Origin of the sequence: Streptomyces sp. 1331.2, from assembly GCF_900199205.1 — a bacterium.
In the GTDB taxonomy this organism is placed as follows: Bacteria; Actinomycetota; Actinomycetes; order Streptomycetales; family Streptomycetaceae; genus Kitasatospora.
Genome location: NZ_OBMJ01000002.1, coordinates 39,795 through 52,406 on the forward strand (window position 1 = coordinate 39,795; position 12,612 = coordinate 52,406).

The 12,612-nt window shown below is 71.9% G+C and carries 12 protein-coding genes and 1 CRISPR repeat array; of the genes, 3 read left to right on the forward strand and 9 right to left on the reverse strand.

Annotated elements, in window-relative coordinates:
• Positions 1-52 precede the first annotated feature (52 nt).
• Both CRP52_RS33245 and CRP52_RS33250 read left to right on the forward strand, forming a co-directional pair.
• Positions 53-814, forward strand: a complete 762-nt coding sequence (locus CRP52_RS33245) for a bestrophin-like domain (protein ID WP_143685894.1) — start codon at positions 53-55, stop codon at positions 812-814.
• 617 nt (positions 815-1,431) lie between these two features.
• On the forward strand, positions 1,432-1,767 hold the full coding sequence (locus CRP52_RS33250) for a hypothetical protein (protein ID WP_097240565.1): 336 nt from the start codon (positions 1,432-1,434) through the stop codon (positions 1,765-1,767).
• Here the strand turns inward: CRP52_RS33250 and CRP52_RS33255 are convergent.
• Positions 1,748-2,017, reverse strand: coding sequence for an HAD hydrolase-like protein (locus tag CRP52_RS33255; protein WP_097240566.1), 270 nt, complete (start codon positions 2,015-2,017; stop codon positions 1,748-1,750). The genes CRP52_RS33250 and CRP52_RS33255 overlap by 20 nt on opposite strands.
• A 129-nt stretch (positions 2,018-2,146) precedes the next feature.
• A CRISPR array of direct repeats spans positions 2,147-2,845; the repeat unit is 28 nt; unit sequence CTCGTCCCCGCGCCAGCGGGGGTCAGCC.
• A gap of 80 nt (positions 2,846-2,925) precedes the next feature.
• Positions 2,926-3,132 (reverse strand): hypothetical protein, encoded by a 207-nt coding sequence (locus CRP52_RS33260; RefSeq protein ID WP_097240567.1) that lies wholly within the window; start codon positions 3,130-3,132, stop codon positions 2,926-2,928.
• A 137-nt stretch (positions 3,133-3,269) separates the two neighbouring features.
• Here CRP52_RS33260 and CRP52_RS33265 point away from each other — a divergent pair, with 137 nt between their 5' ends.
• Positions 3,270-5,693, forward strand: coding sequence for an ATP-binding SpoIIE family protein phosphatase (locus CRP52_RS33265; RefSeq protein ID WP_257033177.1), 2,424 nt, complete (start codon positions 3,270-3,272; stop codon positions 5,691-5,693).
• A gap of 36 nt (positions 5,694-5,729) precedes the next feature.
• Here CRP52_RS33265 and CRP52_RS33270 read toward each other — a convergent pair whose 3' ends face one another.
• The 7 genes from CRP52_RS33270 to CRP52_RS33295 form a co-directional block, all read right to left on the reverse strand.
• Positions 5,730-7,028 carry a PQQ-binding-like beta-propeller repeat protein gene (locus CRP52_RS33270; RefSeq protein WP_097240568.1) on the reverse strand — a complete coding sequence of 433 codons (1,299 nt, stop codon included), beginning with the start codon at positions 7,026-7,028 and terminating at the stop codon, positions 5,730-5,732.
• 340 nt (positions 7,029-7,368) lie between these two features.
• Positions 7,369-7,848 carry a hypothetical protein gene (locus tag CRP52_RS33275; protein WP_097240569.1) on the reverse strand — a complete coding sequence of 160 codons (480 nt, stop codon included), beginning with the start codon at positions 7,846-7,848 and terminating at the stop codon, positions 7,369-7,371.
• Between the two features lie 53 nt (positions 7,849-7,901).
• Positions 7,902-8,534, reverse strand: a complete 633-nt coding sequence (locus tag CRP52_RS33280) for a hypothetical protein (protein ID WP_097240570.1) — start codon at positions 8,532-8,534, stop codon at positions 7,902-7,904.
• Positions 8,531-10,297: an alpha/beta hydrolase gene (locus CRP52_RS33285; RefSeq protein ID WP_179853102.1), complete on the reverse strand. Its 1,767-nt coding sequence runs from the start codon at positions 10,295-10,297 to the stop codon at positions 8,531-8,533. The genes CRP52_RS33280 and CRP52_RS33285 overlap by 4 nt, the downstream gene beginning before the upstream one ends.
• Entirely contained in the window at positions 10,297-10,692 is a 396-nt protein-coding gene (locus CRP52_RS38680) for a hypothetical protein (protein WP_179853103.1), read from the reverse strand. Before CRP52_RS38680 ends, CRP52_RS33285 begins: the two co-directional genes overlap by 1 nt.
• 280 nt (positions 10,693-10,972) lie before the next feature.
• Positions 10,973-11,437: a hypothetical protein gene (locus CRP52_RS33290; protein WP_097240572.1), complete on the reverse strand. Its 465-nt coding sequence runs from the start codon at positions 11,435-11,437 to the stop codon at positions 10,973-10,975.
• Between the two features lie 100 nt (positions 11,438-11,537).
• Complete coding sequence (locus CRP52_RS33295) at positions 11,538-12,599, reverse strand: medium chain dehydrogenase/reductase family protein (RefSeq protein WP_097240573.1); 1,062 nt, start codon at positions 12,597-12,599, stop codon at positions 11,538-11,540.
• Positions 12,600-12,612: the final 13 nt, after the last annotated feature.

Sequence of the window (12,612 nt, forward strand, 5' to 3'; positions counted from 1 at the left end):
TCGCGTGGCGTCGCGGTAGGCGCCGCCCTACCGACCGAAGGGCGAGGGGCCCGTGGGACACGTAATCGGAGTGCTCGCCATCGTCGCCGGATTCGTCGTCATCGCCGGGGGCGCCGTCCTGCTCAACGCCCGCAGGGCCAGGCGGTCGGCGCCGGCCGCAGAAGCGCGCGACAACACTGCCGAGTACCTGACGATGATGGTCGGCGTCTTGTACGCCTTGGTGCTGGGCGTCGCGCTGGTCTGGGTGTGGGAGGCCAAGGACGACGCCTACACGAACATCAGCGCCGAGGTGGGGGCCCTGCACCAGACGTATCTGCTCGCCGACGGGCTGCCGCCGACCGCCGCTCAGCAGGTCCATCAGGCGGCGGACGCCTACGCCACCTATGTCCGGACCGAGGAGTGGCCCCTGATGGAGCAGAACAAGCCGCTGGGCACGCGGGGCTGGACCCTCCTGCACGAGGTGCAGAACGCGTGGACGTCCTTCGAGCCCACGACCAACGAGCAACAGCTGGTCGGCCAGCTGGCGATCGGGCGGATCTCCGACGCCTACCAGGCACGCCACGGTCGTGAGGTGGCCGGGGGCCGGGGCATGTCGGGCGTGATGTGGTTCGGCCTGCTCGCCGGTGGTGCTCTCACCCTGGGCCTGATGTTCCTCTTCGGGGTCGAGCGCAACGGGACCCACCTGGTGCTGGCCATGGGCTTCACCAGTCTCATCGCCTTCATGCTCGTCCTCATCTACGCCTTGAACTCCCCCTTTGGAGGCCCGCTCGGCCTGAGTCCGGCGTCCTTCGCCGATGTGGGTGCCGGCGGCTGACACCGGCGGCGCCCTGCCCGCGGACGGGTTTCGCGGGTCCTGCTCGGCCACGGGCAGGAGGTGTCTCATGAGCCGCGGCGTCTGGTCGCGTCGCGCTCTCTGCGGGTCGGTTGTCGGGCTGTGGGACACGTCGAGTGTGTCGCGCTGGTTGGGTTGTGAGAGTGACGGGCCGGGGGCGGGGCGCGATCAGGCCGTGTCCAGCTCGGCTCGGCGCAGCGGCCGGGGAGGCTGACGATGGGCTGGGTGCGCTGTTCCGGGGGTGAAGCGCACCCCCCCTTCGTCCCCACGTCGAGGCAGTGCGGAGCCCTCAGGCGTCCCGCAAGGCGACCAGCGTGGTCTCACCTCCGCGCCTACGGGGGTCAGCCAGGCAACTGTCCGGCCGCACCCCAGTCGAAACGCGTCATCCCCGCATGGGTCAACCGGGGTTGTCGGTCGGCCGGTCGGCGTTCACCGCCTTGTCCCCGCATCAGCGGGATCAGCCAGGCTTGAGACCGGTCCCGATCCCGCCCTCTTGCTCCGTCCCCGCGCCAGCAGGGGTCAGCCGCGCGCTGTACGCCACTCGGCGGACCTTCCCGTACCTCGTCCTCGCATCAGCGGGGGTCAGCCCGCAGGAGGATTTGGCGGAGCAAGCGGGCCTCCGCCGCGAGACGATCTCGGAAGCTCAGTTGGGCGAGGCCATGCGCATTCATGGCCGCCTGGCACGCATCTCGCGCGGGCTCGCGCTGTCGATGTGGCGCCTGTTCTGGGACCACCAGGCCCTGGCCGATCGCACCGCGTGCGCGCTGCTGGAGCAGGCGCTCGATCAGTCGGCCGTCACGTGGTACGCCCCTGGCATGGAGCGCGTGCGCAAGGCCCGGCGAGCGCTCGCCCCGTGGCAGGAATCGGCGGCCATCCAGCACGTGGACCGCCGACTCTACTCCTGGTCGGCGACGCTCAGTTCGCTGCAGCGTTGAACTCGGCGATCAGTTCCGGCAGTTCCGTCAGCGAGTCGATCCGGACCGTCGCCTGCTCGGCGGCCGGGTCGTGCTGATGGATCCAGCCCCACGGGCCGCGTCGGATCAGCGCCGTCCGCATCCCCGCCTTCGCGGCGGGGAGCACGTCGTTGTCGAGCCGGTCTCCGATCCCTGGGGCCCTGGCCCCTTGGCCCCGCTCCTGCCAAACCGTGAGGCGGTGGAACTCCCGTACTGTCGCCCACGCCACCATCGGGAGACATGGCACGATGGGCTACACGCTCTTTGACACCACAACAACTCACCGAAGCCCAGCGCCTCGGCGACCGTCGATCATGGCAAAGAAATAGCAAAGACGACGCTACGTTGCAGGTCAGAAAGCCTCGTCCCCGCGCCAGCGGGGGTCAGCCGACCGGTGAACTCGAAGGCCGGCCCCGCACCCGCTCGTCCCCGCGCCAGCGGGGGTCAGCTGGCGTCCTGTGCATCACGCCGCGTCGAGGGCGTCTCGTCCCCGCGCCAGCGGGGGTCAGCCACCATGCCGGAACCGAAGGCGTTCGCCAGGTCCCTCGTCCCCGCGCCAGCGGGGGTCAGCCGTCGCCAGGGGTGCTGTGCCAGTAGTGCCGGTGCTCGTCCCCGCGCCAGCGGGGGTCAGCCGCCCGTCCGTGACGAGAACGGGGCTCCTATCCTCTCGTCCCCGCGCCAGCGGGGGTCAGCCACGGGTCTTGACTTCGGCGTGGGCGATGGTCATCTCGTCCCCGCGCCAGTGGGGGTCAGCCGGGCCGAGTCGGCCTCCAGCGTGCCACCGCCGGCTCGTCCCCGCGCCAGCGGGGGTCAGCCGCAAGAGGCGTGGGAGGAGTACCTGTCTCAGGTCTCGTCCCCGCGCCAGCGGGGGTCAGCCGGCCGCTGAACTCGGCGCCGAGGCTGCCGCGCACTCGTCCCCGCGCCAGCGGGGGTCAGCCGATCTGCGCGGCGGTCATGCCGAACATGGCCGCCTCGTCCCCGCGCCAGCGGGGGTCAGCCAGACTTCGAAGCCGCCCTTCGCATAGCTGGCGGCTCATCCCCGCGCCAGCGGGGGTCAGCCGTACACGGCGCTGATGACCGAGCAGGGCATCAACTCATCCCCGCGCCAGCGGGGGCAGCCGCCTACGGCGTGCGGCCGGGTCAGCGGCTCGTGGTGAGGACCGTTTCCGTCCAGCGGCGGAAGTGGGTGATCAGGGCGGCGGAGCGGGCCGTGCCGTGGGGGAGGGTGGGGAGGAGGGCGAGGGCTGGGAGGGAGGCGGTGAGGGCCAGGATCAGGGGGATGAGGGCCAGGGCGACGATGAGGGTGCGCTGGCAGGCGACCAGCTGGCGGGCGATGGCGGTGATCATCAATTGTCCTTCGGCTGCGGGGACTTGGGCTCGGCGCCTACGCTTTCGTCCGGTGGCGGCGTTGCGCCAGGGGCAACGTGTTGCCGATCGGCGGCAACGGAACGCGGCGGTGGCGGAGAAGGCCGGAGGGGTTGCGGGTGTTGGAGCGACGCGGGGAGGTTCCGGAGCCTTACGAGCCGCCGGAGCCGGAGGTGCGGGCGTTCGTCGAGTTCATCGGGCGGCTGTTCGCCGTGCTGGGCACCACGCTGACCAGGTACGCGGCCCGCTGCAGCCGTGACAAGGGCTCCGTCTCGCGGTACTTCCGGGGTCAGCGGATCGCCCCGAAGGACTTCGTGGACGAGTTGTTGCGCCACGTCGGGGAGCTCGGCGGCAAGCCGGTGACGGCCGAGGTCCAGGAGGAGGCGCACCGGTTGCGGATGGAGGCGTTGCGGGTGCGCAACGCTTCGCGCCACGAGGTGGAGCAGTTGCGGGACAAGCTCGGGTCGGCCGAGCGGGAGTTGCATCTGGCGAGTGTGCGCGAGCGGCACCTGTTGCGCGCTCTGGAGGCGACGGAGGCTCAGGCGCATCAGGCCGAGCAGCGCTACCGGCAGTTGGAGTCGGACTGGGCCACCGCCCAGTACGCGTCGGGTGCAGTGGGTGCGCTGGAGTTGTACGGGGAGCCGGACGGGGCAAGCGGGGTCAGGGACGAACTGCTGGGCCTCAAGGTGGAGTTGGAGGCCCTGCGGGCGGAGCTCGCGCGTGCGCAGTCGCTCAAGCACGCGGCGGAGGAGCGCTGTGTGCGGCTGGAGGCCCGGCTGCTGGCCGCGGAGGCGACGCTCGACGCGGAGCGGACGGCAGGGCGGCTCCAGGCACCGCACACCGAGTTGGAGTCCGTACGGATGGCTCTGAGCAGGGAGTTCGGGCAGCGGGTGGAGCGTTCGCTGGATCTGGGGGCGGTCGCCGGCGAGCTGTGCGCGCTGCTGGTGCGCCGGGTGGCCGATTTCGCCTCGGTGGACCTGGTCGCCGGTCTGACGGACGATTCCGCGCTGCCCTCGGAACGGCCCGGTGACCGTACGCTGCTGCGCCGGGTCTCGCTCGCCTGTACGCCGGGCCTCTCCGACCGCTGGGGCCGCGAGCCCGTCGAGGGCGACCTGTTGACGGCGCCCGGTTCCACCCCGCAGGGCCGGGCGCTGCAGCAGAACGCCCCGGTGCTCGTGCCGGTGACCGGCTCCGAGGCGGCCGTCGATGCGGCCGTCGATGCGGTCGTCGATGCGGTCGTCGATCCGGCGCTTCCCCCGGGCGCGCCGTTCCTGTCCGAGGCGGTGGGGAGTTCCGTCCTGGCGTTGCCCTTGTCCGTCCGCGGCACGGTCTTCGGCGTGGTCAGGCTGGTCCGGCTGGCCGGCCGCGGGCCGTTCGGGCACGGCGACGCGGACCACCTGCAGGACCTGGTCGTCCGCGCGGCCCTGTCGATGGACATCGCGCGCCTGCACGGCGCGGAGCTGAGGATGGCGGCCACGCTGCAGAAGTCGATGCTCCCGACGCTCCCGGACGCGATGGCCGGCGTGCGGCTCGGCCACCGCTACCTGCCCGGTGAGCGCAGGGGCGGCGTCGGGGGTGACTGGTTCGACGCGATCCAGCTGCCCGGCAGCCGGGTGGCCCTGGTGGTCGGCGACGTGATGGGCCAGGGCCTGCACGCGGCCCAGACGATGGCGCGGCTGCGCGCCGCGATCCACGCGCTGGCCGGCCTGGACCTGCCGCCGGGTCAGCTGTTGCGCCACCTGGACAACCTGGCCCACATGCTCGGGCCCGAACAGCTCGCCACCTGCCTGTACGCGGTCTACGACCCGATCAACCGCACCTGCGAGCTGGCCAGCGCCGGTCACGTCCCACCGGTGCTGGTGCACGCGGATGGCGTCGGCGAGCTGCTGGAGATCCCCTCGGGCGCGCCGATCGGCGTCGGCGGGGTGCCGTTCGTCACCGCCGCCGTCGACGTCCCGGACGGGTCGATGCTGGTGCTCTTCACGGACGGACTGGTCGAGTTCCGCGACGGCGGCCTGGGGGAGGGTCTGGCCGCGCTCTGCAGCGGCCTGATCGACCCGCAGCAGAGCCCCGACCAGGTCTGTGACACCGTTCTCGCCCACTTCCGGCCGGACGACCGCACCGACGACATCGCCCTGCTGGTGGCGCGCCTCGTCGGGATCCCGTCGGCCGACGTGGCCACCTGGCAGCTCGAACCCGAGACGGCGGTGGTGCGGCGCGTACGGTGGCTGGTCCTGGAGCAGTTGGAGGCCTGGGGCCTCGAAGCACTCATGGACACCACCGAGTTGCTGGTGTCCGAGCTGGTGACCAATGCGATCCGGGTGGCGCGGGACGGTGTGCAGGTGCAGCTGATCCGGACGGACAGGCTGCTGGTCGAGGTCAGCGACGACAACCACAACCTGCCGTCGATGGAGCCCGGCGGGCAGCTGGAGGAGGGCGGCCGCGGCCTCGTCGTGGTCTCCAAGCTCGCCGAGCGCTGGGGTACGGCCCGCAAGGCGGTCGGGAAGGTCGTCTTCTTCGAGTTGCCGCTGCCCCGGACGTAGGCGGCGAGCGGGCCCCGGTCCGGCGCCGGACCGGCGTCAGGCCGCCGGCAGGGCGAAGACCGTCGAGCCCAGCTTGGCGAGCAGCCGCTGCCCGTCGGTGGCCAGGCCCCACGGCTGGTTCTGGGCGGCCGGCGAGATCGCGTCCACGGTGAAGGTCCACCGCGGTCGGCCCGTCCTCACGTCGACCGCGTGCACGCCGTCGCCGGCCAGGCCCGCCACGAAGAGGGTGTCCTGGACGAGCACGGGCTCGGTCATGGTCGGCCGGAAGGGCATCGGGCTGGTCCAGAGCTGCTGCCCGGTGCGGGAGTCCCAGGCGCAGGCCGCCGCCGTACCGTTGCCGCCGTAGACCGTGCCGCTGGCGGCCGTCACCGGTGGGAACGCCTTGGTGCCGCCGTCGGCGGTGCTGATCTCCCACAGCCGCCTGCCGTCGGCCAGGTTCACCGCCCGCAGGCCGTTGCTGCCCGTGCGGCAGTAGGCGCGGCCGTCGGCGACAGCGGGCGTGATCGAGCTGGTGGCGCCGGTCTCGACCAGCCACAGCTGTCGGCCGTCCTGGCCGTTGCGGGCGACCAGGTTGCACCTGCCGTCGGTGTAGTACAGGTTGCCGTCCGCGACCGCGTGGTGGAGGTACTGCGGCCCGGCCCCCACCTCCACCGGCAGGGACCACAGCTTCTCGTGCGTGTCGATCGAGAAGGCCAGCAGGTCGAGCTTCGGCGACGTGGTGGCCCCGACGGGCCTGACCCGGGCGACCGCGTACAGCACCTTGTCGTCGGCGCGGAGCACGGAGACGTTGGAGAGGTCGTCGGCGTTGGCCTGACGGTTGACGTTGAGCCACGTCTCCGCGCCGGTGGCCGCGTCGTAGCCGGTCGCGCCCTGGAAGGAGCCGACGAAGACGAGCCCGGCGCCGGCGGCCGTGTACAGCGTGTTGACGCCCTTGCCGGCCCACTTCACCGAGCCGGTCGCGGTGTCGATCGCGGTCAGGTGGGAACTCAGCGTGAAGAGCGTGCCGTTGGCGACCAGCGTCGAGGCGGGCACCAGGTCGGCGTCCGAGGTGAACGTCCACAGCGGTTCGGGCGCACCGGAGTCCGCCCGGGGGGCCATCGGCGTCGGCGACTCCCGCAGCGGCGTGGTCGACGGCGAGTCGGCCGCGGCGGGGGCGGCCTGCGACGGCCCGCCGTCCCGCCGGGACAGCGCCAACCCCGCGCCGCCGGCCACCGCGAGCGCGATGCCGCCGGCGAGCAGGGCCCGCCGCCCGGGCCGGCGAGGCGGGACGCCCGCGCCACCAGCGGTCCCTGCGGCCTCAGCGTCCTCGGCGGCAGGTCGATCCGAGATCCCCATGATGTACGTCGCCCCCCATGCGTTCGTCGACGCAGCAGCGCCGAAAACGATCTTACGTGGCCACCCCGAGCCCGCCGCTCCCGAACGACTCAGCGGGCGGTGGTACGGTCGCTGCCCGTGACAGAGCCGCTTCCTGTGTTCCCGTACCACCCCGACCCGGTGGCCACCACGTAGCGCTCGGTCTCGCCGGTGGGGGGTGAAGCCGAGGCGCCCGGCCTGCTGCTGCTCGACGGCTGGGCCCTGCGCGACCCGGGTTGTCGATGGAGTGACTGACCGCTGGAGCCTCCCCGCCACGGCTGATCAGCGGCCAACCGTACCTTCGGGCAGCCGGTGCGGGCATTCAGTGCGACCAGAACGGATCCTCGTAGCGGGGAATGATGTCGAGGTTGCCGTTGGGCAGGGTCGGCTCGGGCACGTAGGGGCCGAAGGGGTCTCGGTCGCGGATGACGGGGATGGGGCCGACGGTGGCCTGGAAGGTGATGTTGCCCGCGGCGCCGATGAGCACGCACACGCCGTACCCGGCGGGCGTGGCGGCGAACATGGCGGGCTGGCGGGGGTTGACGGCGGTGATCCGGTACCCCAGGGCCTGCCAGCCGCGTTCGGTGACGCCCAGCAGCGCGCCGTACTTGGACGGAGCGACCCTGGTCATGACGTACCGGTCGCGGGTGGCGACGGCGTGGCCCAGGGAGTGGTTGTCCGGGCCTGCGGTCTGCTCGGTGGAACGGGGCCAGCCGTCCCAGTACCGCAGCGGCGGACGGATGGCGGACATCGCCTCGTCGAGGAGCGCGTCGAGTACCTGGACGGCCTGTTCGGGGGTCATACGGAAGCTTTCGGAACGATGGGGCGAACGGCGGCCTTGGAAGGGCGCGGTGATCAGGCGGACCAGTACGGGTCCTCGTACGTGGGCACGACGTCCGGGTTTCCGTTGGCCATGACCGGGTCGGGAGTGGGGGTGCCGAACAGGTCCCGGCCGTCGGGCACCGGGACGGGGCTGACGGTGGCCCCGATGTCGATGTTCCCGGCGGGGTGGATCGTGATGCTCACACCGTTGCCCTCGGGCGTGGTGGCGAACAGGGCCTGCAGGTTGGCGGGCCCCGTCTCGACCCGGTAGCCCTTGGCCTGCCAGGTGCTGCGCACCGCGTCCAGCAGTGCGCCGTACTTGCCGGGGGCGACCTTCGTCTTGACGTGGCGTTGGCGGGAGGCCTTGGCGTAGCCGAGGGAGTGTTCGTCGAGGCCTTTGGAGTACTGCACGGTGGCCTGCGGCCAGGCGTCCCAGTACTGCAGCGCCGGCTGCACGCCCGCGGTGGTCTGTTCCAGCAGGGAGTCGAGTGTCTGCAGGGCCTGGGCCGGCGGGATGAGGGGGCCCGGACTCTCCCCCTCGCCCCGGTCGGCGCCCGTTCCGGCGCCGCCGACGCAGGCGGTGGCACCGACGGCGAGGAATGCGAGGGCTGCCGACAAGCGCAGGGCGGTGCCCGGACGGCGACTCAGGCTCGGACGGTCGTTCATCGGTGGTCCTGCCTCGTGACGTGGTCGTACTTCCCGGCCACGATCTGGCCGATGTTGTTGACCGATTCCAGGGTCTTCGACGTCGAGTCGTTGGGGTCGGTCATGTAGTCGGAGTGGGAGTCGAAGGAGAGCTCCGGCCCGTCGGCAACGGCGAAGCGGTTGGCGCCGAAGCCCTTGCTTGCCGGGTCCTGACCGAACCAGAGCTGGTCCTCGGGGCCGAACCAGTCGTACATCTTGTCGGCGACATAGCCGCCGACGAGGCTCCCGACCGGGCCCGCGAGGAAACCTCCCGTTGCGCCCTGGATGTCATTGGCCACGCGGCCCTTCGACGGCAGGTGGCTGACCGGGTCGTTCTCCGCGTCGCCGACCCACACGTGGCCGGGGTCGATGTGGAGTTGCGAGGCCTTGGCGGCGCCGGTGCCGGGGGAGCCGACGAGGATGACGTCATCGGCTCCGGTGCCACCGCTCATCTGCGCGCCCAGGCCGACGGTGGTGGAACCGTAGCTGTGCGCGAGGGCGACGAGGTGTGCGGGCGAGCCGTCGTGGGTGGCGCGCAGGCCTGCCATGAACTTGTCGTAGGCGGCCCCGCCCTTGGCGGCGCGGTCGGCGTCCATCACCTCCAGGGGCCGGGTGTCGCCGTCCGCGAGCTTCTCCAGGCCCGGCGGCGGGTCGTATCCGAGCCAGACCATCGACGCGACCTCGGCGTTGGGATCGGCGTTGTGCGCGGCGTTCCACACGTTCAGGGCACGGTCGCCGTCCTTGCCGCCGACGGCACCGAGCGTGGTGCCCAGCCCTGGCACGTACGCGCTGACGTTCTTCGCCGTGTCCGGGTTCCCGAAGGACAGGATGCCCCGGCCCTGGCCCTCCTCGCTGACGCCCAGCAGGAAACGAGGGGGTTGCTTGTCCTTGTCCGCTTCCAGGCGCTTGCTGATCGCGAGGAAGCCTTCCAGTTTCTGCTTCTCGTCGTCCGTCAGGTTCGGCTTCTGCTGGTACTTGGTGATGAGGTGGGCAAGGTTCAGCCGGTTGGCTTGGTCACGGGCCGCTGCCGGGATGCCGTCGCGCATGCCCAGCAGGTCAGGGTGGGCCTCGATGAGCCGCTGCTGCTCGTCGGGCGTCAGGCCCTTCCACCAGCTGTTGACCTCGGTGGGCGAGGCGCCGGCGGGCGGGAAGCCCGCGGCCATCAGGTCGACGCCCTGCTGCGTGACGGCCTTCAGGTCGGCGGCGGCCTTGTCGGTGTCCAGCCCGGTGCCGTTGCGGGCGCGTTCGGTCAGGGAGTTCAGGAGCCCCGCGATCTTCTGGTCGGCGTTGCCGGCCTCCGTAACGGCCCCGGATATCCGGTTCGCCAGCGCCCTCGCCTGCTGGGGGACGTTGTACTCCGGGTCGTTCCTCTCGGCCTTGGACGGGGCGGGCCAGGACACCGTCCCGTCCTCGGCGACGGTGAGCCCCAGGTTCTGTGCCTCCTGCAGTGCCGCCTTCAGCTTGGACTGGGCGAGCAGGAAGCTCTCGGAGGCCTCGCGCAGCAGCCCGGAGACCGCTGACATCTCGGTGTGAGCGGCGTCCAGGCGGTTGCTGGTGCGCTGCAGGGAGGCGTTGGCGGCACCGGCGGCGTTGCCGACCCAGTTCGCATTGAGGACGTGCTTGAGGACTTCGTGCTGCATGGTCTGGACATGCTTGCCGAAGTTGGTGGCGAGGGTGTCGTAGGCGGTGGCCGCCGGCAGCAGGCCGGACAGGTCGCTGTCGCGCAGCTGGGCGAGGGAGACCATCAGCTCGCCCCCTGCGGGAACAGCCCGGAGGGCTTCAGGCCCGTGGCGCCGTTCTTGTCCGCGTTGCGGTAGTCGGTGGCGGTCTGGCTCAGCTTCAGGGCGACGCCGTCGACCTCTGAGGCGAGCTTGTTCAGCAGGTCCTCCCATGCCGCGGTGCAGTTGTGCAGCGCGGCACCGACCTGCCAGCCCGACAGCGCAGCGGCCGCAGTGTCGGAGGGCTGGTGGATCGCCTTGAGCTCGGCGGGCATCGCCTCACCGCTCTCCTTCGCGGCCTTGGCCGCCGGGTCCAGGTCCGCCGGATTGACCCCGAAGGTCGGCCCGAGCACCGGCGCGCCCGGGGCCGTCGGCGGCGCGTAGAACCCGCCCGGCCCGCCCGTACCTGCGTACGCGTTCATGGATGTCCGTCCCCCCGTCAGTCGACCTTCGGTGCTTCTCCGGAACGCCCCGGTCGCACGTGCGATGCATTTCGCATGATTCGCACGAATGATCGTTTCGCGCACGGTGAAGGTAGCAGACTCGGCTCACCCCCGGCGGCAGCCGGGACGCAGCCGCCGATCGGTCGCACCGCCTCACCGCATCGACCAGGGCACGACTCACACCCACTCACTCGCCCCCAAGCCCGCCGGCATGCGACAGCCCCGCGGCATCACCGGGCGATCCCTGACGGCTGGTCAGTCAGTCGCTGCCGCTGCCGCCGCCGCTGCCGCCGCCGCTTCGCAGATCGCCCAGGCCTTCCTCGAACTCCGGGAGTACGTACTGCTCCGTGCCGCGGCCCGGCATCTCGATCTTCTTGAGCTGCCCGCCGACGACGTGGGACACCACGGGTACGGGCAGGCCTTCCGGCCAGATCCCGGTTCGCTTGCCCTCGGAGAGCACCCGGCGGAACGCGCCGGTGGATCCCCGCAGGCTGCGGCCGTTCGCCTTCAACTCCTCGGCGCCGCACTCGCCGTCGCCCTCGATGACCTGGAGCAGGATCTGCTGCGCCCGGGGCGGCAGTCGGTCGTAGTACGAGCGGGCCCGCTCCGGCGTCCAGCGGTCGTCAGGCACCGCGGTCACGACGGCTGCCGGCACGGCTGCGAGGGCGAGCAGCTTCTCCAGGACCTCGGGGGTCGGGTCCTCCACGGTGATCGTGATCTTCATGGCGGGCAGCCTTCCAGTCCGGAGCGCCGAACACAAATAACAACAGCAGACAGCCCATAGACAGGAGCGAGCTGCTGGACGCAGGGGCGCCGACGGCCCGTCACGCGCTCGGGACGATGACGACCTTGCCCGCGACCGTACGGGACTCGGCCAGCTCCAGCGCCGCGGCCGCCTCGCCCAGCGGGATCCGGGCGGCGATCTGCGGGGTGAGGACGCCGTCGGCCAGCAGACGCAGCACCTGGGTGAGGTCCGCGCCCAGGCGGCGCCGGAAGGCCTCGGGGCGGCGCCGGCCCGCCCAGATGTTGTAGAAGTGCGCGCTCCTGCCGTTGGGGAGGCCGTTCCAGAGCAGGAGGCGGGCGAACAGCTTCAGGACGGGCAGTCGCGAGTTGCCCGTCTCGTCCTTGGTCGCGGCGGTGCCGTAGGACACGAGCGTGCCACCGCGACGCAGCAGCTGCCAGGAGTCCACCAGGCCGGGGCCGCCGACGTGGTCGAACACCGCGTCGACGCCGTCGGGCGCGAGCTGCCGGATCCGGTCGTACAAGTGCGGGTCGCGGTAGTCGACCGGGGTGGCGCCGAGGGCGCGTACGGCCTCGTGGTGGCGTGTGGAGGCCGTGCCGATCACGGTGATCCCGGCGTGCCGGGCGAGTTGGACGAGGGTGGAGCCGACGCCGCCGTTGGCGCCGAGGACGACGACGGTGCCTCCGGGGCGGACGGCGGCGAGGCGGTGCAACATCTGCCAGGCGGTGATGCCGTTGACGACGACGGTCTCGGCCGCGGCCGCGTCCACGCCGTCCGGCACGGGCACCAGGTCCGCGGCGTCGATCAGCAGGTGACTGGCCCAGGCGCCGGTCTTGGTGACGGCGGCGAACCGACGGCCGGTCAGCGCGGTGTCCACGCCGGGGCCGGTGGCGGTGACCGTGCCGACGATGTCGTAGCCGGGGACGAAGGGGAACGGCGGCTGGTCGTAGTACTTGCCGCGGCGCATCTGCTGTTCGGCGAAGGAGACGCCGGTCGCGTCCATCCGCAGGAGGACCTGGCCGGCCGCGGGGGCCGGCAGCGGGCGGGTGCGGACCTCCAGGCCGCTCGGTTCGACCGGGCCGGGAAGGACGATCTCGGTGGCGACGGTGGTGGCAGCGGCGCGGGCGGTGGTGGGACCGGTCATGGCAGGACTCCTC

Excerpts from the sequence above, each read along its gene's own strand:
- CRP52_RS33255 (WP_097240566.1), bottom strand. The coding sequence starts at position 2,017 with ATGGTGGCGTGGGCGACAGTACGGGAGTTCCACCGCCTCACGGTTTGG.
- CRP52_RS33260 (WP_097240567.1), bottom strand. The coding sequence starts at position 3,132 with ATGATCACCGCCATCGCCCGCCAGCTGGTCGCCTGCCAGCGCACCCTC.
- CRP52_RS33270 (WP_097240568.1), bottom strand. The coding sequence starts at position 7,028 with ATGGGGATCTCGGATCGACCTGCCGCCGAGGACGCTGAGGCCGCAGGG.
- CRP52_RS33275 (WP_097240569.1), bottom strand. The coding sequence starts at position 7,848 with ATGACCCCCGAACAGGCCGTCCAGGTACTCGACGCGCTCCTCGACGAG.
- CRP52_RS33280 (WP_097240570.1), bottom strand. The coding sequence starts at position 8,534 with ATGAACGACCGTCCGAGCCTGAGTCGCCGTCCGGGCACCGCCCTGCGC.
- CRP52_RS33285 (WP_179853102.1), bottom strand. The coding sequence starts at position 10,297 with ATGGTCTCCCTCGCCCAGCTGCGCGACAGCGACCTGTCCGGCCTGCTG.
- CRP52_RS38680 (WP_179853103.1), bottom strand. The coding sequence starts at position 10,692 with ATGAACGCGTACGCAGGTACGGGCGGGCCGGGCGGGTTCTACGCGCCG.
- CRP52_RS33290 (WP_097240572.1), bottom strand. The coding sequence starts at position 11,437 with ATGAAGATCACGATCACCGTGGAGGACCCGACCCCCGAGGTCCTGGAG.
- CRP52_RS33295 (WP_097240573.1), bottom strand. The coding sequence starts at position 12,599 with ATGACCGGTCCCACCACCGCCCGCGCCGCTGCCACCACCGTCGCCACC.